The organism is Streptomyces sp. enrichment culture (assembly GCF_964273145.1).
Lineage (GTDB): Bacteria > Actinomycetota > Actinomycetes > Streptomycetales > Streptomycetaceae > Streptomyces.
On record NZ_OZ186873.1, the window covers coordinates 2,329,083 to 2,353,012 of the forward strand.

Annotated in this window: 22 protein-coding genes; 5 read left to right on the forward strand and 17 right to left on the reverse strand. The window is 72.3% G+C overall.

The genetic code is table 11. The features are described from left to right. The first annotated feature begins 169 nt into the window (after positions 1-169). Positions 170-1,420, forward strand: a complete 1,251-nt coding sequence (locus ACSU6Z_RS10530) for a PTS transporter subunit EIIC (RefSeq protein ID WP_437044699.1) — start codon at positions 170-172, stop codon at positions 1,418-1,420. Positions 1,421-1,488: 68 nt separating this feature from the next. Here the strand turns inward: ACSU6Z_RS10530 and ACSU6Z_RS10535 are convergent, their stop codons facing one another. Next, entirely contained in the window at positions 1,489-2,241 is a 753-nt protein-coding gene (locus ACSU6Z_RS10535) for an MBL fold metallo-hydrolase (RefSeq protein ID WP_437044700.1), read from the reverse strand. Between the two features lie 203 nt (positions 2,242-2,444). Between ACSU6Z_RS10535 and ACSU6Z_RS10540 the strand changes: the two genes are divergently transcribed. After that, on the forward strand, positions 2,445-2,897 hold the full coding sequence (locus tag ACSU6Z_RS10540) for a type II toxin-antitoxin system PemK/MazF family toxin (RefSeq protein ID WP_437044701.1): 453 nt from the start codon (positions 2,445-2,447) through the stop codon (positions 2,895-2,897). Between the two features lie 13 nt (positions 2,898-2,910). Here ACSU6Z_RS10540 and ACSU6Z_RS10545 read toward each other — a convergent pair whose 3' ends face one another. From ACSU6Z_RS10545 to clpS, 7 genes are all read right to left on the reverse strand, one after another. Then, on the reverse strand, positions 2,911-3,861 hold the full coding sequence (locus tag ACSU6Z_RS10545; RefSeq protein ID WP_437019216.1) for a PLP-dependent cysteine synthase family protein: 951 nt from the start codon (positions 3,859-3,861) through the stop codon (positions 2,911-2,913). A gap of 5 nt (positions 3,862-3,866) precedes the next feature. Then, positions 3,867-4,145 carry a MoaD/ThiS family protein gene (locus tag ACSU6Z_RS10550; RefSeq protein ID WP_437044702.1) on the reverse strand — a complete coding sequence of 93 codons (279 nt, stop codon included), beginning with the start codon at positions 4,143-4,145 and terminating at the stop codon, positions 3,867-3,869. Between the two features lie 104 nt (positions 4,146-4,249). Further along, positions 4,250-4,345, reverse strand: coding sequence for a putative leader peptide (locus ACSU6Z_RS10555; protein ID WP_437044703.1), 96 nt, complete (start codon positions 4,343-4,345; stop codon positions 4,250-4,252). A gap of 91 nt (positions 4,346-4,436) precedes the next feature. Next, positions 4,437-4,859: a Mov34/MPN/PAD-1 family protein gene (locus ACSU6Z_RS10560; RefSeq protein WP_437044704.1), complete on the reverse strand. Its 423-nt coding sequence runs from the start codon at positions 4,857-4,859 to the stop codon at positions 4,437-4,439. Positions 4,860-4,992: 133 nt separating this feature from the next. Then, positions 4,993-6,423 carry an amino acid permease gene (locus ACSU6Z_RS10565; protein ID WP_437044705.1) on the reverse strand — a complete coding sequence of 477 codons (1,431 nt, stop codon included), beginning with the start codon at positions 6,421-6,423 and terminating at the stop codon, positions 4,993-4,995. A gap of 360 nt (positions 6,424-6,783) precedes the next feature. Then, positions 6,784-7,395 carry a DUF2017 domain-containing protein gene (locus ACSU6Z_RS10570; RefSeq protein WP_437044706.1) on the reverse strand — a complete coding sequence of 204 codons (612 nt, stop codon included), beginning with the start codon at positions 7,393-7,395 and terminating at the stop codon, positions 6,784-6,786. A gap of 12 nt (positions 7,396-7,407) precedes the next feature. Further along, positions 7,408-7,725: an ATP-dependent Clp protease adapter ClpS gene (gene clpS, locus ACSU6Z_RS10575; protein ID WP_437044707.1), complete on the reverse strand. Its 318-nt coding sequence runs from the start codon at positions 7,723-7,725 to the stop codon at positions 7,408-7,410. Positions 7,726-7,815: 90 nt separating this feature from the next. On the opposite strand from clpS, the gene ACSU6Z_RS10580 reads away from it, so the two are divergent. Further along, entirely contained in the window at positions 7,816-9,162 is a 1,347-nt protein-coding gene (locus ACSU6Z_RS10580; RefSeq protein WP_437044708.1) for a nicotinate phosphoribosyltransferase, read from the forward strand. Positions 9,163-9,346: 184 nt separating this feature from the next. After that, complete coding sequence (locus ACSU6Z_RS10585; protein WP_437044709.1) at positions 9,347-9,934, forward strand: nicotinamidase; 588 nt, start codon at positions 9,347-9,349, stop codon at positions 9,932-9,934. Between the two features lie 49 nt (positions 9,935-9,983). Here the strand turns inward: ACSU6Z_RS10585 and ACSU6Z_RS10590 are convergent, their stop codons facing one another. The 6 genes from ACSU6Z_RS10590 to hppD form a co-directional block, all read right to left on the reverse strand. Continuing rightward, the gene (locus tag ACSU6Z_RS10590) at positions 9,984-10,343 is read right to left on the reverse strand and encodes a hypothetical protein (RefSeq protein WP_437044710.1); all 360 of its coding nucleotides are present in this window, start codon (positions 10,341-10,343) and stop codon (positions 9,984-9,986) included. Positions 10,344-10,464: 121 nt separating this feature from the next. Then, positions 10,465-12,822: an immune inhibitor A domain-containing protein gene (locus tag ACSU6Z_RS10595; protein ID WP_437044711.1), complete on the reverse strand. Its 2,358-nt coding sequence runs from the start codon at positions 12,820-12,822 to the stop codon at positions 10,465-10,467. 618 nt (positions 12,823-13,440) lie between these two features. Then, a complete protein-coding gene (locus tag ACSU6Z_RS10600) occupies positions 13,441-14,112 on the reverse strand; it encodes an RDD family protein (protein WP_437044712.1) in 672 nt (223 codons plus the stop codon). A 148-nt stretch (positions 14,113-14,260) separates the two neighbouring features. Continuing rightward, positions 14,261-15,850 (reverse strand): RDD family protein, encoded by a 1,590-nt coding sequence (locus tag ACSU6Z_RS10605; RefSeq protein WP_437044713.1) that lies wholly within the window; start codon positions 15,848-15,850, stop codon positions 14,261-14,263. Between the two features lie 236 nt (positions 15,851-16,086). Then, positions 16,087-17,502, reverse strand: a complete 1,416-nt coding sequence (locus tag ACSU6Z_RS10610; RefSeq protein ID WP_437044714.1) for an FAD-binding oxidoreductase — start codon at positions 17,500-17,502, stop codon at positions 16,087-16,089. Positions 17,503-17,779: 277 nt separating this feature from the next. After that, entirely contained in the window at positions 17,780-18,925 is a 1,146-nt protein-coding gene (gene hppD / locus ACSU6Z_RS10615; RefSeq protein ID WP_437044715.1) for a 4-hydroxyphenylpyruvate dioxygenase, read from the reverse strand. Between the two features lie 121 nt (positions 18,926-19,046). Here hppD and ACSU6Z_RS10620 point away from each other — a divergent pair, with 121 nt between their 5' ends. After that, on the forward strand, positions 19,047-19,553 hold the full coding sequence (locus tag ACSU6Z_RS10620) for an Lrp/AsnC family transcriptional regulator (protein WP_437044716.1): 507 nt from the start codon (positions 19,047-19,049) through the stop codon (positions 19,551-19,553). Positions 19,554-20,002: 449 nt separating this feature from the next. Here ACSU6Z_RS10620 and ACSU6Z_RS10625 read toward each other — a convergent pair whose 3' ends face one another. From ACSU6Z_RS10625 to ACSU6Z_RS10635, 3 genes are all read right to left on the reverse strand, one after another. Next, complete coding sequence (locus ACSU6Z_RS10625; RefSeq protein ID WP_437044717.1) at positions 20,003-20,794, reverse strand: S16 family serine protease; 792 nt, start codon at positions 20,792-20,794, stop codon at positions 20,003-20,005. Between the two features lie 122 nt (positions 20,795-20,916). Next, on the reverse strand, positions 20,917-21,558 hold the full coding sequence (locus tag ACSU6Z_RS10630; protein ID WP_437044718.1) for an IclR family transcriptional regulator: 642 nt from the start codon (positions 21,556-21,558) through the stop codon (positions 20,917-20,919). Between the two features lie 307 nt (positions 21,559-21,865). Then, positions 21,866-23,662 (reverse strand): DEAD/DEAH box helicase, encoded by a 1,797-nt coding sequence (locus ACSU6Z_RS10635; protein WP_437044719.1) that lies wholly within the window; start codon positions 23,660-23,662, stop codon positions 21,866-21,868. Positions 23,663-23,930: the final 268 nt, after the last annotated feature.

Below are 23,930 nucleotides of genomic sequence, written 5' to 3' on the forward strand. Positions count from 1 at the left end.
GGTCGCGCAAGGCCCCCGGACACCGGCTCCGGAGGCCTTCGGCGCGCCGCCCGCCGGGTACGGCGGGTGACGCCTCCGTCGCTGGGATCACGGGTTCCTTACACACCCTCCATCGTGCTACAACAGGTCTACACCACTGGGTGGTGTAGACCACCACGATGGAGGAAGTATGAGCACCGCCACCGCGACGGCGGCCCCCGCGAAGAAGCGGGGATCGGGCCTTTTCCAGGGCCTGCAGAAGGTCGGCCGCAGCTTGCAGCTCCCGATCGCCGTACTGCCGGCGGCGGGCATCATGGTCCGGCTCGGCCAGGACGACATCTTCGGCAAGGACGGCCTGGGGTGGGACAAGGTCGCCGCCGTGTTCGACAACGCGGGCGGGGCGCTGACCGGCTCGCTGCCGCTGCTGTTCTGCATAGGCGTGGCCATCGGCTTCGCCAAGAAGGCGGACGGCTCCACGGCCCTGGCGGCCGTGGTCGGCTTCCTGGTCTACAGCAAGGTCCTGGAGGCCTTCCCCGTCACCGAGGCGGTGGTGAAGGAGGGCGAGGACGTCGCCGCGACGTACAACGATCCCGGGGTGCTCGGCGGCATCGTCATGGGTCTGCTCGCGGCCGTGCTGTGGCAGCGATTCCACCGGACGAAGCTGGTGGACTGGCTGGGCTTCTTCAACGGACGCCGGCTGGTGCCGATCATCATGGCGTTCGTCGGCATCGTCGTCGGTGTCTTCTTCGGTCTGGTCTGGGAGCCCATCGGTGAGGGCATCTCGAACTTCGGCGAGTGGATGACCGGCCTGGGCGCGGGCGGCGCGGCCCTCTTCGGCGCGGTGAACCGCGGCCTCATCCCGATCGGCATGCACCAGTTCGTCAACACCGTCGCCTGGTTCCAGCTCGGTGACTTCAAGGACGCCTCCGGCGAGGTCGTGCACGGTGACATCACCCGGTTCCTGGCCGGGGACCCCTCCGCCGGCCTGTTCCAGTCCGGCTTCTTCCCGATCATGATGTTCGGCCTGCCGGCCGCCGCGCTCGCCATCGCGCACTGCGCCCGTCCCGAGCGCCGCAAGGTGGTCCTCGGCATGATGGTGTCCCTGGCGCTGACGTCGTTCGTCACGGGTGTGACCGAGCCGATCGAGTTCTCGTTCATGTTCATCGCACCGGTGCTGTACGTGCTGCACGCGGCGCTCACCGCCGTGTCGATGGCGGTCACCTGGGGCCTGGGCGTGCACGCCGGCTTCAACTTCTCGGCGGGCTTCATCGACTACGTGCTCAACTGGCACCTGGCGACCAAGCCTTGGCTGATCATTCCGATCGGTCTGGTCTTCGCGGTGATCTACTACGCGGCCTTCCGGTTCGCGATCGTCAAGTTCAACCTGCCCACCCCGGGCCGCGAGCCCGAGGAGGAGGTCGAGGACCTCACGAAGGCGTGAGTCCCCGTCGTCCCCGGACACGATGAAGGCCGCCGGAGCGTTCACCGCTCCGGCGGCCTTCCCACGTGTCAGATCTCGTACGAGGCCCCCGGCACCGCCAGTTCCACCGGCCCCCGGAAGACCGCGCGGGCGTCGGCCAGGTTGACCTGGGGGTCGGTCCACGGGGGGATGTGGGTGAGGACCAGGCGGCGGGCGCGGGCGCGGGCCGCGGTCTCGCCGGCCTCGCGGCCGTTGAGGTGCAGGTCGGGGATGTTCTCCTTCCCGTGCGTGAAGGCGGCCTCGCACAGGAACAGGTCGGCGTCGCGGGCGAGTTCGTCCAGTGCGGGGCTCACTCCCGTGTCGCCGGAGTAGGTGAGCGACGCGCCGCCGTGTTCGACGCGGATGCCGTAGGCCTCCACGGGGTGGGCGACGCGGTCGGTGTGCGCGGTGAACGGGCCGATCTCGAAGATGCCCGGCTTGACCGTGTGGAAGTCGAAGACCTCGCTCATGGAGGAGGCGGTGGGGGTGTCGGCGTAGGCGGTGGTCAGCCGGTGTTCGGTGCCCTCAGGTCCGTAGACGGGCAGGGGGGCGCAGCGGCCGCCGTCGTGCCGGTAGTAGCGCGCCACGAAGTAGGCGCACATGTCGATGCAGTGGTCGGCGTGCAGGTGGCTGAGGAAGATCGCGTCGAGGTCGTAGAGACCGCAGTGGCGCTGCAACTCGCCCAGGGCGCCGTTGCCCATGTCGAGGAGCAGCCGGAAGCCGTCGGCCTCGACGAGGTAGCTCGAGCAGGCCGATTCCGCGGACGGGAACGACCCCGAGCAGCCGACGACGGTGAGCTTCATGAAGCAGAAACCTCCGCTGGCGGATGGGAAGAGACGGGGGTCGTGCGGTCCGTCGAGCGTAAGGCGCGAAACCTTCTGTCGCTCCTCTGCCAGGGGCCGTTGTGTGCGAACTCACCTGTGGTGTCACCGGTTCGGCTGGATGCGGGGCGCCCGGAGCCGGTGCGGGGGCGCGCGGCGGGGACGCGCGCCGGTACGGTCGTCGCATGGACACGTCCTGGTGGCCGGCGCTCGCGGCGGCGGCGGTGGTGCTCGCGCTCGTCGTCGCGCTCGTGGACGGCCGGCGGCGGCGCCCGGCGGGGCGCTCCGGGCCGCCGGGCCGTCCGGCGGAGCGGGGGGCGCGGGGTGCCCGGCCGCGGCCGGCGGAGATCTGGTGGGCGGCCGTGCCGTTCGAGGACCGGGCGGGGGCGAAGGACCGGCCGTGCCTGGTGATCGCGGTGCACGGGCGGCGGGCGCTGGTCGCGAAGATCACCAGCCGGTACCGGGGCGAGCGGCCCGGAGTGATCGCGCTGCCGCCGGGTGCGGTCGGGGACGCGCGGGGGCGGACCGGTTTCCTGGAGACCGACGAGCTGCGGGAGGTCCCGCTGCGGGACTTCCGGCGGCGGGTGGGGGCGGTGGACCCGGCCCTGTGGGACCGGGTCCGTCACCTGGCGGCGTGAGGCGGGACGGCCTTCAGGCCCAGAGCTGGCCCTGGAGGGTCTCGATGGCCTCCTCGGTGGTGGCGGCGGTGTAGACCCCGGTGGACAGGTACTTCCAGCCGCCGTCGGCGACGACGAACACGATGTCCGCGCTCTGTCCGGCCTTGAGGGCCTTCCTGCCGACGCCGATGGCGGCGTGCAGGGCGGCGCCGGTGGAGACGCCCGCGAAGATCCCTTCCTGCTGGAGGAGTTCGCGGGTGCGGGTGACGGCGTCGGCGGAGCCGACGGAGAAGCGGGTGGTGAGGACGGAGGCGTCGTACAGCTCGGGCACGAAGCCCTCGTCGAGGTTGCGCAGGCCGTACACGAGGTCGTCGTAGCGGGGTTCGGCGGCGACGATCTGGATGTCCGGCTTGTGCTCGCGCAGGTAGCGGCCGACGCCCATGAGGGTGCCGGTGGTGCCGAGGCCCGCGACGAAGTGCGTGACGGAGGGCAGGTCGGCGAGGATCTCGGGGCCGGTCGTGGCGTAGTGGGCGCCGGCGTTGTCCGGGTTGCCGTACTGGTAGAGCATGACCCAGTCGGGGTGCTGGGCGGCCAGTTCCTTGGCGACCCGCACGGCGGTGTTGGAGCCGCCCGCGGCCGGGGAGGAGATGATCTCCGCCCCCCACATGCCGAGCAGGTCCCGGCGTTCCTGGGAGGTGTTCTCGGGCATCACGCACACCATGCGGTAGCCCTTGAGCTTGGCGGCCATGGCCAGCGAGATGCCGGTGTTGCCGCTGGTGGGTTCCAGGATGGTGCAGCCGGGGGTGAGGCGGCCGTCCTTCTCCGCCTGCTCGATCATGTGCAGGGCCGGGCGGTCCTTGACCGAGCCGGTGGGGTTGCGGTCCTCCAGCTTGGCCCAGATGCGGACGTCGTCGGAGGGCGACAGCCGCGGCAAGCGCACCAGGGGGGTGTTGCCGACCGCGGCGAGCGGGGAGTCGTAACGCATGGGGCTCAGGCCATACCGCCGGCCACGGCCGGCAGGATCGTGACGTTGTCGCCGTCGGTCAGCTTGGTGTCGATGCCGTCGAGGAAGCGGACGTCCTCGTCGTTGAGGTAGACGTTGACGAAGCGGCGCAGCTGACCGCCGTCCACGATGCGGTCCTGGATGCCCGCGTGGCGGGTGTCGAGGTCGGCGAAGAGCTCGGCGAGGGTGTTCCCGTTGCCTTCCACCGCCTTCTGGCCGTCGGTGTACTGGCGGAGGATGGTCGGGATGCGGACCTCGATGGCCATGGCTCAGGGCTCCTGTCGGGAGGTGTCGGAGGTTCGAGAGGGGCGCGCGGCGGCGCACGGTGGCACGCCGCGGCGGCCGACAGCCGTACGGCGGCAGGGGTGTGTCAACAGATGGCGCTGTTCAGCCTGCACAGGTCGACGTGCAGCCGCGCCACGAGCAGCGTGCCCGGCGTCTTTTCGCTCACGTCGAGAAGAACCATGTGCACATCGTATCGATTCCCGGTCCACCCCCCGGAAGGCAATCTCACTCTTCGGACATCCTTCATCCGCAGTTCGAGACCGAGGGGGCGGTCAGTACGACTCCACCACCTTGACCTCCTCCTCCGTGACCTCTCCCTCGACGATCCGGAACGAGCGGAACTGGAATTCGCCGACGCCGTCGGTGTCCGCGGTGGAGACGAGGACGTAGTGGGCGCCGGGCTCGTTGGCGTAGGAGATGTCGGTGCGGGAGGGGTAGGCCTCGGTGGCGGTGTGGGAGTGGTAGATGACGACCGGCTCCTCGTCGCGGTCGTCCATCTCGCGGTAGAGCTTGAGCAGGTCCTGGGAGTCGAACTCGTAGAAGGTGGGCGAGCGGGCGGCGTTCAGCATCGGGATGAAGCGCTCGGGGCGGCCCGCCCCCACGGGGCCCGCGATCACGCCGCACGCCTCGTCGGGGTGGTCCTCGCGCGCGTGGGCGACGATCTGGTCGTACAGGGCCTGGGTGATGGTCAGCATGTCGGCCAGGATAAGCAGAAGGGCCGTCCCGTACCGAGGGATGGTACGGAACGGCCCATATGCCGGACGCCCTGAGCGGCAGCCTGCGGGAACGCCCGGGCGTTCCCGCGGGCCGGACGCGTCCGGGAGGGCGTCAGCGCTTGCGGAAGGCGGCGGCCTCGGGGTTGCGGCGCTTGAGCACCCAGTAGGCGACGCCGAGGATCAGACCCCACAGCGGCGCGCAGTACAGGGAGATGCGGGCGTCCTTGTCGATGCCCATCATCACGATCACCATGGCGATGAACGCGAGCGCGAACCAGCTCGTGTACGGGGCGCCCGGCGCGCGGAACTCCGAGCGCGGCAGCTCGCCGCGGTCGGCCTTGGCGCGGTAGCGGATCTGGCAGACGAGGATGACGATCCACGCCCACATGCCGGAGATGGTGGCGAAGGAGACGACGTAGTCGAACGCCTTGCCGGGCCACTGGTAGTTGATCCAGACGCCCACCATCATCAGCGCGGCGGAGAAGGTGGTGCCGACGAGCGGGGTGCCGCTGGAGGTCAGCCTGGTGAAGAGCTTCGGGCCCTGGCTGTTGAGCGCGAGGTCGCGCAGCATGCGGCCGGTGGAGTACATGCCGGAGTTGCAGGAGGACAGGGCGGCGGTGAGGACGACGAAGTTGACGATGCCCGCGCCCGCGGCCAGGCCCATCTTCTCGAAGGCGGCCACGAAGGGGCTGACGCCCGGCTGGAAGTGCGTCCACGGCACGACCGACAGGATCATGATGAGCGCGCCGACGTAGAAGACGGCGATGCGCCACGGCACGGTGTTGATGGCCTTGGGCAGGACGGTCCTGGGGTCCTTGGACTCGCCCGCGGTGACGCCGACCAGTTCGACGGCGAGGAAGGCGAACATGACCATCTGCAGGGTCATCAGCGTCTCGCCGATGCCGTTGGGGAAGAAGCCGCCCTGGTTCCACAGGTGGGACAGGGAGGCGGTGTCGCCGGCGTCGGAGAAGCCGAGGGTTAGGATGCCCGCGCAGATCAGGATCATGCCGATGATCGCGGTGACCTTGACCATGGAGAACCAGAACTCCAGCTCGCCGAAGAGCTTCACGGAGATCAGGTTCGCGCCGTAGAGGACGATCGTGAAGATCAGGGCGGACAGCCACTGCGGGATGTCCCACCAGTACGTCATGTAGGCGGCCGCGGCGGTGACCTCGGTGATGCCGGTGACGACCCAGAACAGCCAGTACGTCCAGCCGGTCACGAAGCCCGCGAAGGGGCCGATGAACTCGCGCGCGTAGTCCGAGAAGGAGCCGGACACCGGACGGTACAGCAGCAGTTCGCCGAGCGCCCGCATGATGAGGAAGATGACGAAGCCCGCGATGGCGTACGCCAGGATCAGGCTGGGTCCCGCTTTGGAGATGCCCTTGCCCGCGCCGAGGAACAGGCCGGTGCCGATGGCACCGCCGATGGCGATCATCTGGATCTGACGGGCGCCGAGCCCCCGCTGGTACCCCTCGCCGCCGTCCGCCGGCGCGGCCTCATTGCCGTCGTGGTGCTTGTCGTCGACCTGCGCTGAGGTCATGGATGTGCGCCTTTCTCCATGGCGATCCGAGCCGTCGCGGCGGCCCCGGATCGGGTCACGATCCCCCCGGATGTGGATGGAGCTGTGCCGAACCGGCGATCCGCCGGCGTGGTGGCGCCCCCCGCGCACAGGGGTGGCGCACGCGGGGTGGTCGTGAAGATTTATCACGGCCGTCGCACTGATCGACGGGAGCAGCGTGATACATATCACATATAGATACGGACAAAGGGCGCACGGATGTGCATACGGTTTTTCCGCGGTGACCGGATCGTTATTCGGATCTGAGCGTCCTGTGAGCGAACGGGAAACGGATCGAAAACATCCGCACGGCGGGTACGGAGGCCCTGAGGGACCGGTCCCTCAGGGCATCAGCGTGGAGACCAGCGTCTCCTGGAGGCCGCCCAGCCACAGGTACGCCATCACCATCGGCTTGCGCGGGTCCTCGTCGGGGAGCCGGTAGAACACGTCGGTGTCGTCCTCGTCGGTGATCTCCAGACGGGCGCCGATCGCCAGACGCAGGTCATTGAGGGCGCCCAGCCACCGCCGGGACTCCTGCGGGGACAGCTTCAGCACGGCCCCGCCCTCGCCCGCCGCGTCCGCGGCCAGCGCGTCCAGGGCCCGGATCACCGCCAGGGCGTTGTCGCGCTTGCCGGCGCGCAGGTCGTTCTCGGTGTAGCGGCGGAACTCGGCGGAGTACGCGCGCCGCTCCTCCGCCTCCCGCGCCGAGGCGGGCGCCCGCTCCGGATCGGTGTAGGCGTCGGGGAACAGGCGCCGCAGGACCGGATCGGAGGGCGGCTCGCTCGGACCGTCGGCGAAGAGCTCGGCGAGCGGGTCGTCCGGCGCGTCCTCGGCGGGGCCGGGGCCGATCAGCTCCAGGAGCTGCACGGCCAGCGACCGGATGATGGAGATCTCGACGTCGTCGAGGGCGACGGCCGCGCCGCCGCCGGGGAGCGGTTCGAAGTGTCCTGGCATGGAGGGGGTTCGCTACTTCCGGTCCTGCTGGAGGGTGGCCCACAGACCGTAGCCGTGCATGGCCTGCACATCGCGCTCCATCTCCTCGCGCGTTCCGCTGGAGACGACCGCCCGGCCCTTGTGGTGGACGTCGAGCATGAGCTTGGTGGCCTTCTCCCTGGAGTAGCCGAAGTACGTCTGGAAGACGTACGTCACATAGCTCATGAGGTTGACGGGGTCGTTGTGGACGATCGTCACCCACGGCACGTCGGGCTCGGGTACGGCGAAGGCCTCCTCCGCCGACTCGGTCTTCTCGATCTCCATGGGTGCGGCTGCCGTCACAGGGCCCATGCTGCCACCACAGGGGGGTACTCGCACAAACGGACCCGAAAATCGTCAGTCTGACGAAATGACGGACGGAAGAGAGTACGATTTCTCGCCATGAACACAGCGGACCTTGGGCTGCCGGTGGACGTCCCCTCGACGGCGCTCTTCACGGACCAGTACGAGCTGACCATGCTGCAGGCCGCCCTGAAGGCGGGCACGGCCGGGCGGCGGAGCGTGTTCGAGGTCTTCACGAGGCGGCTGCCCAACGGGCGCCGCTACGGCGTCGTCGCGGGCACCGGCCGGGTGCTGGACGCGGTGGAGAACTTCCGCTTCGACGCGGACGTCCTCGACTTCCTGCGGCGGTGCGAGATCGTCGACGAGGACACCCTGGCGTGGCTCGCCGACTACCGCTTCGGCGGCGACATCTGGGGCTACCCCGAGGGCGAGGTGTACTTCCCGGGCTCGCCGATCATGCGGGTGGAGGGCTCCTTCGCCGAGTGCGTGCTGCTGGAGACCGTGATCCTGTCGATCCTCAACCACGACTCCGCGATCGCCGCCGCCGCCTCCCGCATGGCCTCCGCCGCCGGGGACCGCCCGCTGATCGAGATGGGCGCCCGCCGCACCCACGAGCTGTCCGCGGTGGCCGCCGCCCGCGCCGCCTACGTCGGCGGCTTCGCCTCCACCTCCGACCTGGCGGCCGGCTTCCGCTACAACATCCCCACCGTCGGCACCTCCGCCCACGCCTTCACGCTGCTGCACGACAGCGAGCGGGACGCCTTCCGGGCGCAGGTGGAGACCCTGGGCCGGGGCACCACCCTGCTGGTGGACACCTACGACGTCGCCGAGGCGGTCCGCACCGCGGTGGAGGTCGCCGGCACGGAACTGGGCGCCGTGCGGATCGACTCCGGCGACCTGCTGCTGGTGGCGCACCGGGTGCGGCAGCAGCTCGACGAGCTGGGCGCGCGCGACACGAAGATCATCGTGACCTCGGACCTGGACGAGTACGCCATCGCCTCGCTGGCGGCGGCGCCCGTGGACGCCTACGGCGTCGGCACCCAGCTGGTGACCGGCTCCGGGCACCCCACGGCCTCCATGGTCTACAAGCTCGTCGCCCGTGCCGAGTCCGACGACCCCGCGGCGCCGCTGGTGCCGGTGGCCAAGAGGTCCAGCGGCGGCAAGGCCTCCGTCGGGGGCCGCAAGTGGGCGGCCCGGCGGCTGGACTCCTACGGGTACGCCGAGGCCGAGGTGGTCGGCACCGGGCCGGTGCCCGCGGAGCTGGCCGGCCGGCAGCTGCTGGTGGAACTGGTCAAGGGCGGGGAGGTGGTCGCACGGGAGCCGCTGGACGCGGCACGCGAGCGGCACACCGCCGCGCGCGCGAACCTGCCGCTCTCCGCTACCCAGCTCTCACGTGGGGAACCCGTCATTCCGACGGAGTACGTCCATGGCGGCTCGGGTAGCTAGAGCGGGTGCGCCCGCCCTACGCCCGCCCCTGCCGCCCGTCCGCCCCGTCGTACCCCTCCCGTACCGCACGGGAGGGTCATAGGCTCGGCGGTTCACCGGCCGGGCGGGCGCCCCTTCCGCTCCCGGCCCGCTCCCGGCTCCGCCACCGACCCATCCCCGACCCCACAGTCGAAGGACACCGACCATGCGCCGCGCCTTGATCGTCGTAGACGTGCAGAACGACTTCTGCGAGGGGGGCAGCCTCCCGGTGGCCGGTGGTGCCGACGTGGCCGCCGCCATCACCGAGCTGATCGGACAGGCACCCGCCGGCTACCGGCACGTCGTGGCCACCCGGGACCACCACATCGCCCCCGGCGGCCACTTCGCGGACAACCCCGACTTCGTCCGCTCCTGGCCCGCGCACTGCGTCGCCGGGACGGAGGGCGTCGGCTTCCATCCGAACTTCGCCCCCGCCGTCGCCTCCGGCGCGATCGACGCCGTCTTCGACAAGGGGGCCTACTCGGCGGCCTACAGCGGCTTCGAGGGCAGGGACGAGAACGGGGTGGCGCTCGCCGACTGGCTGCGGGACCGGGGGATCGACGAGGTCGACGTCGTCGGCATCGCCACCGACCACTGTGTACGGGCCACCGCCCTGGACGCCGTGCGCGAGGGCTTCCGCACGCAGGTCCTGCTGGACCTCACCGCCGGGGTGGGCGGGGAGACCACCGAGCGGGCGCTGGAGGAGATGCGCGAGGCGGGTGTGGAACTGTCCGGGAAGCCGGTCGTCCAGTAGGGCGGCGGACCCGGTCCGCACCCCGCGGCCCGGGTCCGGGCCCCGCGGCTCAGGTCCGGGCCGCCGGACGTCCGAACAGCCTGCGGATCGGGTGCCACAGCTCCTGGGCCTGGCCCGGGCCGACCGCCCCGTGACCGGGGGCCGTGCGCCATATGAGGCCGTCCGGGTGGTGCAGGACCGCCGTGACCTCGTCCGGGGTCGGCGGGGCGGTGTTGCCCCGCAGGTAGACCGCCCGCAGCCCGAGGTTGCGCAGCCTGGTCAGGGCGCGCGCCCGGTTCGCGGCGTGCACGAGGACGCGCACTCCCCCGGGGGGAGGGCCCCCCTCGGGACCGCCCGCGGCGGGGCTGGGCAGGTTGAGCGCCACCACCACCGAGCCGTTCGGCAGCTTGCAGAAACCTCCTGCGGCCATGCGGTCGTACCCCCGTGTCAGCCGGTGTCAATAGGAGAAGTACGGACGCACCTAAACACGGATCGGCGGCGACCCGCCAGGGGGTCACCGCCGATCACGCTCTGACCTGGGAAAACACCGATTACTTCACGGCGGGGCCGACCTCGACCGAGATCGTGGAGCCGTTCCGGGCCTCCTTGACGATCTTGATCTTGGTGTTGGTGTCAGTGATGTCGACACCGCCGGTGGGGTTCGACTCGTCGTAGTAGTCGTTGGTGTGGTCGTTGAAGACCGGCACGCCCTTCGAGGACGGGACACGGGTCGCCACGTCCGCCTTGTGGAGCGTGATGCCGTCCGTGCCGTACAGGCTGAACGGCGAGTCGTAGGCCTGGACGCGGTTGCGCATCAGCGTGCCGTCGGACCACCGCAGCGCGGTCGGGTGGGAGTCGACCGGCAGGACCAGGCCGGTGCCCGGGTGGACGCTGGTGTTGTTGTCCGCCTGGGAGGTGTCCCACTTCCAGATCAGCAGGCCGTTCTGGTACGGGTAGTGCTCCACCCAGTCCGGGCGGGACGCGAAGCCGAAGTTGTAGGGGCCGGTCCTCAGCGTCCTGTCGTACGACACGTACTGCCGGTTCTCGGCGATGTAGTACTGCGCGTAGTCCTTGGTGAAGGAGGCGCCGACGCGGGTGAAGCCGCTCGCCGTCCAGGCCGGGTCCGCGCTCTCGGCGTCGTCGGCGAAGAGCGTCGCGCCGTCCGCCGTCACCGTGATCCGGTCCGCCGCGAAGCCCTTGAGGGCCACGCCGCCGTCGGTCTGGTAGCGGAAGCGGAGGTCCATCTTCTTGCCGGCGTAGGCGTCCAGGGGGTACGCGAGGCGCGCGTAGGCGTCGACGCTGCCGGTCAGGGCCGGCTTGTCGCTGCCGTCACGCGGCAGGGGCCGGCCGTCCACCGTGCCGTCCAGGGCGGTCCAGTTGGCACCGCCGTCGGTGGAGACCTCGGCGTAGAGGTAGTCGTAGCCGGCCTCGATGTCGTACCAGCCGTCGAGGGTGAGGGCGGCGGACTTCCGGCCGGTGAGGTCGACGGAGCGGGTCAGCGTGTTCTTGAGGTCGTCGCCGCTGCCGCTCCACCACTGGGTCTGCCCCTGGGCGGGGGCGACGATCTCGGTGGTGACCGTCTTGTCGGGGAGTTCGACGACCAAGGCCTGCTTGTTCTTGGTGTTGTACTCGGCGACGCCCAGCTTGTGCTTCGACGCCGTGGCGGCCTTGGCCGTGTCGTAGTCCAGCCAGCCGAGCTGGAGCTTGTCCCAGGCCGTCATGTCGCCGGGCAGGTCGCCGATCTCGTTGCGGCCGGTGCCGAGCCAGGAACCGGAGGACATCAGCGTCCAGAAGCCGGTGGAGTTCTCGCCGCCGGCGGTGTCGTAGTGGTCGGGCAGGCCGAGGTCGTGGCCGTACTCGTGGGCGAAGACGCCGAGTCCGCCGTTCTCCGGCTGGATGGTGTAGTCGCCGACCCAGACGCCGGTGTCGCCGATCTGCGCGCCGCCCAGCTTGTTGCCGGCGGGGCCGGTGGCGCCGGCGTCGGTGCCGAAGGCGTACCAGCGGTGGGCCCAGATCGCGTCGGTGCCCTCGGCGCCGCCGCCCGCGGACTCGTCCTCGCCGGCGTGCACGATCTGGAAGTGGTCGATGTAGCCGTCGGGCTCGTTGAAGTCGCCGTCGCCGTCGAAGTCGTAGCGGTCCCACGCGTCGAACTTCGCCACGTCCGCCTTGATGTCGGCGTCGGTGCGGCCGGCCGCCCTCTGCTGGGCGACCCAGGCGTCCAGGCCGTCGCTGACGACGTTCCACACGCTGGGGCAGTTGGTGGAGCCGCAGGCGTTGTTGCCGTAACGGGCCTCGTTGTAGGGGACCTTGACCCAGTCGGAGACCTCGCCCTCGACCGAGTAGCGGCCCGAGGACTGCTTCTCGTAGTACTTCTTGACGGACTCGACGCCGTCGCCGGTGCCGAAGTACAGGTCCTCGTAGTGCTCGCGGTCGTAGTCCGCCTTCCAGGCCGTGGAGTTGTCCTCGGCGCGGTCCGGGGCGGCGATCTGGTTGTGCAGCGGGCCCGGCGTGCCGCCGTAGCGGCTGTCCGTCTTCTCGCCGAACTCGACCAGGATGGTGAAGATCCGGTCGGTCTTCTCCCGGCCGAGCTCGACGTACTTTCCGCCGCCCTTTTCGCCCTTGAGCCGGACGACCTTCGACCCCTCGCGGTCCTTGACCGTCGTCCGGCCGGATATGACCTGGTCGAGGGCTTCTCGGCGCTGGGCCTCCCGGGTCTTGCTGAGGGGGCCGTCGAGGTCGTGGGACTCCATGCCCTCGGCGGGGTGCGGGTCGTGGTCGCGGCTGTCCACGGCGGCCGGCGGGGCGGCCGGGGCGGCCTGCGCCACCGGGGCGGCGACGAGCGTGGCGGTGGCCGCGGCGAGGGCGACGGCGGTCGCCGTCGCCCTGAACGTCAGGGGCCTTCTGGTCACTTGGGATCCTCCTCCGCGTCCCGCGCGTGCGGCGGAGGAGGACGGGAACGTGACCGGTCCGCGCACGCGCGATCAACGCGCGTAGTCAAGTGACGACATTTGACTAGAGGTTTGCGGGAAAAGACAGACCTTGACTTGGACAGATCAATTGCACTATGCGGAGTCGCTGTTCGTTTTGCGGACACGTGATGCGGTGCGCCCCTCGCGCGCCGGCACTGCCGGCCAGGTCGCGCTCGCCGTCCGTTCCCCTCGGGCGCGCAGGCGATCGGAGTCGGGGGAGGAACGCCCGGAAGACACCGGAAAGCCAGGCCGACAGCCCGTCCTTCCCCCTCCACCCCTTCCGAGGACACGATGGCCGTGCCCCGTCCGACCGTCGCACAGCTCGCCTGCGGTTCGTGCGCCGCGATCTTCTCGGCCCTCGCCATGCCGCCGCTGCCACAGGCGACTTGGGACGAGGCCGGCGCCCCGGCCGCGACCGCCGCCGTCATCGCCGTCGTGGCTCCCGGCCCGGGCGCGCTGGCCGCGGCGGAGGGGCCCGTCCCCCAGGAGCCGGTGACGGCGCCCGCGGCCCTGCGGGGAGCGGGCGAACCGGTGCGGGAGCGGGCCTCCTCACGACCGTCAGCGGGCGTCGACCACCACCGTCTTGGCCGCCTTGTCGTGCAGGCCCTGCTTGTAGGGCTTGTCGAAGAAACTCCAGCCGCCGGAGATGATCGTCCAGACGCAGGCGCAGCAGAACGCGAACGGGATCCACAGCACCGCCGCGCGCACCAGCGAACTCTGCACGGAGGGCGTGGCGCCGTCGTCCAGGTTGGCCACCCGCAGGCCCAGCCACTTCTTGCCGAGGGTCTGCCCCTTCCGGGCGGTCAGGAAGGTGTCGTACGCCATGTAGAGCACGGCGGCGATCAGTGACTGCCAGGGCGAGTTGCCGACCCCGATCTCCTCTTCGTTCATCCGGTACTCGGCGACGCCGAACCCCCAGGTGAGCAGCCACACCACGGCTCCCACCAGGATCATGTCGACGATCCGCGCGAGCGTGCGCCTGCCGCTGTCGGCGAGCGGGGGCATGCCGGCGAGCGGGTCGCCGTGGGGGCCGCCCCCGTACGGGTCACCGCCACCGCCGTAGGGACCGCCGCCCTGCGGGCCGCCGGGGTACGGCGGGGGCTCGCCGCCGCCGTACGGGGTGTCGTACGGCGAGCCCGGGCCGCCCGCCCCGGGTGGTGGGGGCTGCTTCCTGAACGGGTCGTCGTCCGGCGGCTGCTGACCGGAGCCGGGGGGCGGTTCGCTGCTCATGGCCCGAGTCGACCGCGAACGCCTCCGGCGCGCATCCGGCGAGCGGCCGTCCGGAGTACGGGATCGGGCCGCCCCCTCCTCGCGGGCGGCCCCTCCTTCCGGACGGTCCGTCCTCCCGGGCGGACCTCCCCGCCGGTCCCGCGGGAGCTCAGCCCGCGACGAACGTGCGCGCCGCCTTGTCGTGCCAGCACTGGTGCCAGGGACGGTCGAACAGGCACCACAGGACGCCCACCACGCCGACGGCCAGCAGGCCTGGAACGCTGTAGACCAGCCAGCGGCGCAGGGCCGCCCCGAAGGACGGCGCCTCGTGCGCCTCGATGTCCCGCACCTCCAGGCCGAACAGCTTCTTGCCGAGGGTGCGGCCCCACTTGGCGGTGGGCAGCGCCTCGTAGACGACGCCGAAGAGCAGGAGCACGGCCAGCACGACGCCCAGGTAGACGGAGGTCGTGCCGTCGAGCAGCCAGACCGTGACCGTCTCGCCGGAGAGCTTGGCCGCGTCGATCTTCTCGTTGACGTGGTCGAAGGCCTTCACGCCGAGCGGTACGGCGGCGGCGGAGGTGACGGCCGCGAGGACCGCGGTGTCCACCAGCCGGGCGGCCAGCCGCTTGCCGAGCCCCGCGGGCCGGGCCGCCGCCTGCCGCCGCGCCGCGGCCTGGAACGGGTCCTCGACCGGCGGCTTCCACGGCGCGACGGGCTGCTCGTCACCGGCGACTCCCGCGCCCGCGAGCTGGTGCACCTGCTGCGCCCAGGAGGACTGCCCGCCGCCGGGGCCGGGAGTGAGCGGGGCGGCGGGGGCAGGGGCGGGGGCGGGGGCAGGTGCGGGGGCGGGGACGGGGGCGGGGGTCGTGGCCGCCGGGGCGGGAACCGGGGCGGGGGCCGCCGCGGAGGCGGTGGGCAGGGGCGCGGCGGCCTGCCGGGGCGCGACCGGCCCCGCCTGCTGCGGGCCGGACAGGGCCGCCGGCGCGGTGGCCGCCCCGGCGGCGGGCCCACCGGTACCCGGGACGCTCGCGGTGCCGGGGGTCCCCGCCGCGGCGGGCGCGGGGGTGCCGGCCGCCGACGGGGGCGTACCGCCGGGGGCGGGTGCGCCGTTCGCGGCGCCGCCGTGCGCGGCCGTGCCACTCGCGGGGGCACCGAAACCGGTCGCCGGTGCCGGGCCGGCCGGGGTGCCCGGGCCCGTGGTCGCCGGACGGCGGAAGACGAAGGTGTCGCCGGTGTCCGGCCGGGGCTCGGCGGACCGGGCCGGTGCCGGGCCGGTGCCGGCCGAGGGGTCCGGCCGGGCGGAGGGGTTGTCGCCGGACGGGGTGCCGGCGGAGGCGGTCCCGTCGGCGCGCGGGCCGTCCGGCCCGGCGGCGCCGGCGGAACCGGAGGCCTGCGGCTCCCCCGGGCCGGTGCCCTGTGCCGCCGGCCAGTCGACACGGGCGGGGCCGGACGGCCGGGAGCGGTCGGCGTCCCAGGCGGGCGAGGGCTCGCCGCCCTGCGGGGACGAGGCGCCGGCGGGGGCCGGTTCGGCGACCGGGTCCTCGTCGAAGAAGTGCGGGCCGGTCTCCTCCACGGCGGGCACGGCCGGGCGCACACCGGGCGGCGGGGCGAGCGACTCACCGTCCTCGGGCGCCGGCCGGCTGGTGCCCGGCACCCACGCGGCGCCGTTCCAGTACCGGACGTATCCAGGAATGGACGGGTCCGGGTAATACCCTTCGCGGGGCCTGTCGTCGCCAGCGGCCGGGGTTGGGGCGCTCATGTCCGTCGTCCCGTATCTGCTCGGGGGTGGATGGGAGGGCCTCCACATCTATCAGACGGGCGCAACCCGCACCGCCCCTCCCGCACGACCCGCCCCTTTCCGGGCAACCTCGTGCACGGACTTCACCCCCACGGAAGGACCGGAGGAAAAAAATCGGTGGATCCGCGTAACGCCTCGGCCCGTACCGCTCCCGCGTACGGGCCCGACCGGGCCGCCCGGTGGGCCCGCGGGACCGGTCAGAACAGCTTGCCCGGGTTGAGGATGCCGAGCGGGTCGAACGCCTGCTTGATCGCGCGCTGCATCTCCAGTCCGACCGGGCCGATCTCACGCGCCAGCCACTCCTTCTTCAGGACGCCCACGCCGTGTTCGCCGGTGATGGTGCCGCCCAGTTCCAGGCCGAGGGCCATGATCTCGTCGAAGGACTCGCGGGCGCGGCGGGACTCGTCGGGGTCGGCCGCGTCGAAGCAGACGGTCGGATGGGTGTTGCCGTCGCCGGCGTGGGCGCAGACGCCGATGGTCAGGTCGTACTCGGCCGCGATGCGTTCGATGCCCTCCAACATGTCGCCGAGCCTGGAGCGGGGCACGCACACGTCGTCGATCATCGTCGTGCCCTTGACGGCCTCCAGTGCGGTGAGGGACAACCGGCGTGCCTGGAGGAGGAGTTCGGACTCGGCGTCGTCGTCGGCGGGGACGACCTGGGTGGCTCCGGCGGCCTCGCACAGCGCGCCGACGGCGGCGAGGTCGGCGGCCGGGTCGGGGGTGTCGAAGGCGCAGAGCAGGAGGGCCTCGGTGGTCTCCGGCAGACCCATGCGGGCGAGGTCGTTGACCGCCTTGACGGTCGTGCGGTCCATCAGTTCGAGGAGGGAGGGGACGTGGCCGCCCGCCATGATGCGGCACACGGCGTCGCAGGCCGCGGTGGCGGAGGCGAACTCGGCGGCCAGCACCAGCTGCCGGGGCGGCTTGGGCCTGAGCGCCAGGACGGCGCGGACGACGACGCCGAGAGAGCCCTCGGAGCCGACGAACAGGCGGGTGAGGTCGTAGCCGGCGACGCCCTTGGCGGTGCGGCGGCCGGTGGACATCAGTCGGCCGTCGGCGAGGACGACGTCGAGGCCGAGGACGTACTCGGCGGTGACGCCGTACTTGACGCAGCACAGGCCGCCGGAGGCGGTGCCGATGTTGCCGCCGATGGTGCACATCTCCCAGCTGGAGGGGTCGGGGGGGTAGTACAGGCCGTGTTCGCCGACCGCGCGGGAGAGGACGGCGTTGACGACGCCGGGCTCGACGACGGCGACGCGGTCGACGGGGTTGATCTCCAGGATGCGGTCCATGCGGGTCAGGGACAGCACGATGCAGCCGTCGGAGGCGTTGGCGGCGCCGGACAGGCCGCTGCGGGCGCCCTGCGGGACGACCGGGACGCGCAGTTCGGTGGCGGTGCGCATCACGTGCTGGACCTGTTCGACGGTGCGCGGCAGGACGACCACGGCGGGGGTGCCCGCCGGGCAGAAGCCGGCCATGTCGTGGGCGTAGGAGGCCGTGACGTCGGGGTCGGTGAGGATCGTGTCGGCGGGCAGGCCGTCCAGCAGCCTCTCGACGAGGGTGCCCGTCACCACGCCGTCTTCGTCGGGACGCGCTTCGATACGGCTCATGATCACAGGGTCGCACCGGGGGCCGCCGGTGTGAACCCCGTCGACGGCACCCTTCGGCCACCCGTGTGCGGTCGTCGCGCCGGCGCGCGGTGGGCGCCGTGGGCGCCCTCCCGTACACGGGATCCGGCGGCGGCACGCCCGCCGGACGCCGCAGGCCCCGCCCCCGACGGCCGGCCCCGTCGCCGGCGGCCGCTCCGCGTCGGGGCCGGCCGCGCGGGCACCGGAGGCGCTGGGCGAGCCCCCGTGGGGGGCCCGCCGGGGCCGCGGCGTCCCGGGGCGCCGGCTAGAGGTTGCCGCGCTTGGCCTGCTCGCGTTCGATCGCTTCGAACAGGGCCTTGAAGTTGCCCTTGCCGAAGCCCATCGAGCCGTGCCGCTCGATCAGTTCGAAGAAGACGGTCGGACGGTCCTGGACCGGCTTGGTGAAGATCTGCAGCAGGTAGCCGTCCTCGTCCCGGTCGGCGAGGATCTTCAGCTCGCGCAGGGTCTCGACGGGGACGCGGGTGTCGCCGACCCACTCGCCGAGGGTGTCGTAGTACGAGTCGGGCGTGTCCAGGAACTGGACGCCGGCCGCCTTCATGGTGCGGACGGTCTGCACGATGTCGTTGGTGTTGAGCGCGATGTGCTGCACGCCCGCGCCGCCGTAGAACTCCAGGTACTCGTCGATCTGGGACTTCTTCTTCGCGACGGCGGGCTCGTTGATCGGGAACTTCACCTTCAGGGTGCCGTCGGCGACCACCTTCGACATCAGCGCGCTGTACTCGGTGGCGATGTCGTCGCCCACGAACTCCTTCATGTTGGTGAAGCCCATGACCTGGTTGTAGAACGCGACCCACTCGTTCATGCGGCCGAGTTCGACGTTGCCGACGCAGTGGTCGATGGCCTGGAAGGTGCGGTGGGAGGGCGGTTCGACGAGGGGGGCGGCGGCGACGTAGCCGGGCAGGTAGGGACCGTCGTAGCCGGTGCGCTCGACCAGGGTGTGGCGGGTCTCGCCGTAGGTGGCGATCGCGGCGAGGACGACGGTGCCGTGCTCGTCCTTGACCTCGTGGGGTTCGACGACCGAGCGGGCGCCCCGCTCGACGGCGTAGGCGTGGGCGGCGCGGGCGTCGGGGACCTCGACGGCGAGGTCGACGACACCGTCGCCGTGCTCGGCCACGTGCCGGGCGAGGAAGCGGCCCCAGTCGGTGGACGGCTTGACGACCGAGGTGAACACGAAGCGGGCGGAGCCGTTCTCCAGCACGTAGCTCGCGGTCTCCCGGCTGCCGTTCTCCGGTCCGGAGTAGGCGACCAGCCGCATGCCGAAGGCGGTGGAGTAGTAGTGCGCCGCCTGCTTGGCGTTGCCCACGGCGAAGACGACCGCGTCCATTCCCTTGACCGGGAAGGGGTCTGCCTGCCGTGCGGTGTCGGGAACGTGGTGTGTGGTCTGCGTCATAGCCGCAGGGTCCCGCTCGTCTGCAAGGTGCGCAATAGTTCGCGTATCCGCTGGGCAACCTGCCCGGTGTGACGCCGCCCCGGGCGGACGTTCTGTACAGGATGACCAGGGGGAGGATGCGATGGCGATCGATCACCTGGACGGGCGGATCATCGTGCTGCTGGCGCGGGAGCCGCGGATCGGGGTGCTGGAGATGTCCCGGCGGCTGGGGGTGGCGCGCGGGACGGTGCAGGCGCGGCTGGACCGGCTTCGGTCGAACGGAGTCATCCGCGGTTTCGGCCCCGAGGTGGACCCGGCGGCGCTCGGCTACCCGGTGACGGCCTTCGCCACGCTGCAGATCCGGCAGGGGCAAGGAGCCGACGTGAGAGCGCACCTGGCGACCGTGCCGGAGGTGCTGGAACTGCACACCACGACCGGCACCGGGGACATGCTGTGCCGGCTGGTGGCCCGCTCGAACGCCGATCTCCAGCGTGTGATCGACCGGGTCGTCGGTTTTGATGGCATCGTCCGGGCCTCGACGGCGATCGTCATGGAGAACCCCGTACCGCTGCGGACCATCCCGCTCGTCGAGCAGGCGGCACGGGAGCGGGACGGGCACCCGGACGGGCGTACGAGCAGACCTGAGTGAGCCGGCCGGCCCGGGGTGAGCGGACGCGGACTTCTGGGAGTACCCGGGCAGCCGCCGCGAGCAGCCGCTCGCGGACGCCTTCCAGCAGGCGAGCGCCGTCTTGCGGTGCATGGCCGTGGCGGCCGTGCCCGGTCTCCTCACCGGCGTCGCCACCTACCGCAGCGATCGGGCCGGAGAACCCGGCCAAGCGGTACCACGGGAACCCCCGGCGGGCGGTGCGCGAGCCGGCCGGGAGAACGGGGTGACCCGGCTGCCCCCGGCGTCGCCGAACAACACCTACGCGCCGGCGACGGACCGGGCGGACTTCGAGGAGTACGGCACGAGGACCCCGTCGGACGTGGCCCGGCCGGCGGAGTCGGACCCGGGCGCGGTGACGCTGTGCGTGGAGGGCGAGTCCGCCCACCGGGGGGGGGGACGGGCTGCCGTGGCCGGCCCGGGGCCCGGCCGGCTCAGCAGCCGGGGACCGGGCCCTTGCCCGACGCCAGGGCCCTGAGCGCGCCGACCGCGCCCTTCAAGGTGGTCACCGGCACCAGTCGCAGCCCTTCGGGCAGCTCCGCCTCGGCCTGCGCGCACTCGGCCTTCGGGACCAGGAAGACACTGGCCCCGTCCCGCCGCGCGGCCTGCGTCTTCAGCGGTACGCCGCCGACGGCGCCGATCTCGCCGTCGGCGCCGATCGTGCCCGTGCCGGCGATGACCCGCCCGCCGGTCAGGTCGCCGCCGCTGCCGTCGCCTTCGAGCTTGTCGATGATCCCGAGGGAGAGCAGCAGGCCGGCGCTGGGGCCGCCGACGTCGGTGAGCCGCAGGCGGACGTCGACGTCGGCCGGGTCGAGGCCCAGGTAGTCCAGGGCGGCCCGGGTCGCCGCGTCCTGGGACTCCTCCATCTGGTCCATGTTGTACCGCTCGATCTCCCGGACGTCCCCGCCGCTCGGGTAGACCGCGTCGCGCGGCATGACCGCCCGGTCGGCGGCGAACCAGTTGCCGAGCACGTCGCCGAGCCGGACGTCCGTGTCGGGGCCGGTCGCCACGATCGTCGTCATCCGCAGCTGCCCCTTCGTCTCGCGGACGGGCGCGCCGGAGATCCCGATCACCTCGGAGCCCTTGTACTCGCCGAGCACGTTCGCCGTCGAGCCGGGCCGAGCCACCGAGAAGGGCAGCGGCGCGAACACCGCGGTGGCGAGCAGGGCGACGACGGGCAGGGCGCAGAGGGCGACGGCCTGGTGGCGCTTGAGGCGAGAGAGCACGGAGTCAATCTAACGCGGGGGCGTGTCCCGGCCGGGCCCCGGTACCACCGGGACGGCAGGCCCCCGGCGCCCCGCCGCCCCCGGCCGGCGCCACCCGGGCCGGCCCCGTCCGCGCCCCGGCGTCACCGCAGGGCCTCGGCCACCTCCCGGGCCGCGTCGACCACCCGCTGCCCCACCCGCTCCGGCACCGCGTCCGCCAGCATCACCACGCCCACGCTGCCCTCGAGGCCCGTCACGCCGAGCAGCGGCGCCGCGGCCCCGCTGGCCCCGGCCTCCAGCTCCCCGTGGGTGAGGGTGTACCCGGGGTCCCCGGTCGGCTGCTGCCGCGCCGCGAGGATCGCCCTGCCGGCGGCGCCCCGGTCCAGGGGGTGGCGGAATCCGGCCCGGTAGGCCACGTGGTAGTCGGTCCAGGTCGGTTCGACCACGGCCACGGCCAGCGCCTCGGCCCCGTCCACCAGCGTCAGGTGGGCGGTGGCCCCGATGTCCTCGGCCAGCGCCCGCAGCGCCGGCAGCGCCGCCTCGCGCACCAGCGGGTGCACCCGGCGGCCCAGGCCCAGCACCCCCAGTCCGACGCGGGCGCGTCCGCCCAGGTCGCGGCGGACGAGGGCGTGCTGCTCCAGCGTGGCGAGCAGCCGGTACACCACCGTCCGGTTCACGCCCAGTTTGTGGGACAGCTCGGTGACGGTCAGCCCGTGGTCCGTGTCGGCCAGCAACTTGAGGACGCGCAGTCCCCTGTCGAGCGTCTGGGAGGTCTCCGCGGTCACGACGCCCACTCCTTAGTGGTGAGGTCGGCGGCCCCCTCACGGCGGGCGCGCCACCGAGTCCCGTCGGTGACGCGGGTCAGGGGCCGCCGATCGGCTGACGGCCCGGGGTCCTCCCGGGCCCAGTCGCTTCACGGCTGCGCTCCGCGGCGGCGCTGCCACGGGGCGTGTGCGTAGCGTGACAGTAACGAGCCGGTCCGCTCAGCGGAAGGCTCCGTCCAGAATCCGGGCGGGGGCCGGTGGAGACCGTCTGTGTTTGCCCCGGTACGTACGGCACACGAGACGGGGCCGCACTCCCGGGGCGCACGCGTCACTTCATGCGCGTGGCCCACTCCTGGACCTTGGCGATGCGCTGCCGCAGCTGCCCCGCCGTGGCCTCGGCGCTGGGCGGACCGCCGCACACCCGGCGCAGCTCGGTGTGGATGACGCCGTGCGGCTTGCCGCTCTGGTGGACGTAGGCGCCGACCATCGTGTTGAGCTTGCGGCGCAGCTCCATCAGCTCCTTGTGGCTGACCACCGGCCGCCGCTCCGCGGGCAGTTCCAGCAGGTCGGCATCGGTGGCCGGCTTCCTGCGGCTGTGCGCGATCTGCCGCGCCTGCCGCTTCTGCAGCAGCAACTGCACCTGGTCGGGCTCCAGCAGCCCCGGAATGCCGAGGTAGTCCTGCTCCTCCTCGCTGCCCGGGTGGGCCTGCATGCCGAACTCGGCGCCGTTGTACATGACCCGGTCGAAGACGGCGTCGGACTCCAGCGCCTCGAACGGCAGCATGTCCTGCTCGCCGGTCTCCTCGTCCTGCTGCTTCTCGGCTTCCTTGAGGAGTTTCTCCTCCTCGGCGTACGGGTCCTCCTCGCCGCCCTGCTTGGGCCGGTCGAGGACGTGGTCGCGCTCCTTCTCCATCTCGTTGGCGAAGGAGAGCAGGTCTGGCACGGTCGGCAGGAACACGGAGGCGGTCTCGCCGCGCCGCCTGGACCGGACGAAACGGCCGACGGCCTGGGCGAAGAACAGCGGTGTCGAGATGGTCGTGGCGTACACCCCGACCGCCAGGCGCGGCACGTCGACGCCCTCGGACACCATGCGGACGGCGACCATCCACCGGTCGTCGCTCGCGCTGAACTCGTCGATCCGCTTCGACGCGCCGACGTCGTCGGACAGGACGAGGGTCGCCTTGTGCCCGGTGATCTCCCGGATGAGCTTGGCGTACGCGCGCGCCGCGTCCTGGTCGGAGGCGATGACCAGGGCGCCCGCGTCGGGGATGGCCTTCCTGACCTCGGTCAGCCGCCGGTCGGCGGCGCGCAGCACGGCGGGCATCCACTCGCCGCGCGGGTCGAGGGCCGTACGCCAGGCCTGGCTGACCGCGTCCTTGGTCATCGGCTCGCCGAGGCGGGCCTCGATCTCGTCGCCGGCCTTGGTGCGCCAGCGCATGTTGCCGCTGTAGGAGAGGAAGATGACCGGCCGGACGACGCCGTCGGCGAGGGCGGACCCGTACCCGTAGGTGTAGTCGGCGGCCGACCGCCGGATGCCGTCCGCCCCCTCCTCGTACGTCACGAAGGGGATGGGGTTGGTGTCGGACCGGAACGGCGTACCGGTGAGCGCGAGCCGCCGCGTGGCCGGTTCGAACGCCTCCAGGCACGCCTCGCCCCAGGACTTGGAGTCGCCGGCGTGGTGGATCTCGTCCAGGATCACGAGGGTCTTGCGCTGCTCGACGCGGTTGCGGTGCAGCATGGGCCGCACGCCCACGCCCGCGTACGTGACGGCGACGCCGTCGTACTCCTTGCCGAGCGGACCGGCGCTGTACTCGGGGTCCAGTTTGATCCCCACCCGCGCGGCGGCGTCCGCCCACTGCTTCTTCAGGTGCTCGGTCGGCGCGACCACGGTCACCTGCTGCACGACGTGGTGGTGCAGCAGCCAGGAGGCCAGCGTCAGCGCGAAGGTCGTCTTGCCGGCGCCGGGCGTGGCGACCGCCAGGAAATCGCGCGGCTGCTCCTGGATGTACTTCTCCATCGCCCCCTGCTGCCAGGCGCGCAGCTTGCCGGCGGTGCCCCAGGGGGCGCGGCCGGGGAAAGCCGGGGACAGGTGGTGCGACGAGCTGGAGCTGGCGGTGGTAGTCACGGTCTCCGGAGGGGGTAGAACGGCTCGGCTACGTATGACAACCGGGCCACCCTACCGGCGCCGCCACCCGGCCGACGCCCGGACCGGGTCGGGTCGCCTCCCGGTGGGACCGAGGTCACACCGGCCGTTCGACCGGGTCCCGCGGCGCCTCGGGGACGGCCTCCACGTCCTCCGGATCGCCCGTCGCGCGCCCCGTTCACCGGGCGGGCCGGCGGCACCGGCGCCGGGCGCGGCCGGGCGTCGTCCGGGGGCGCGGACCGACCTCCGT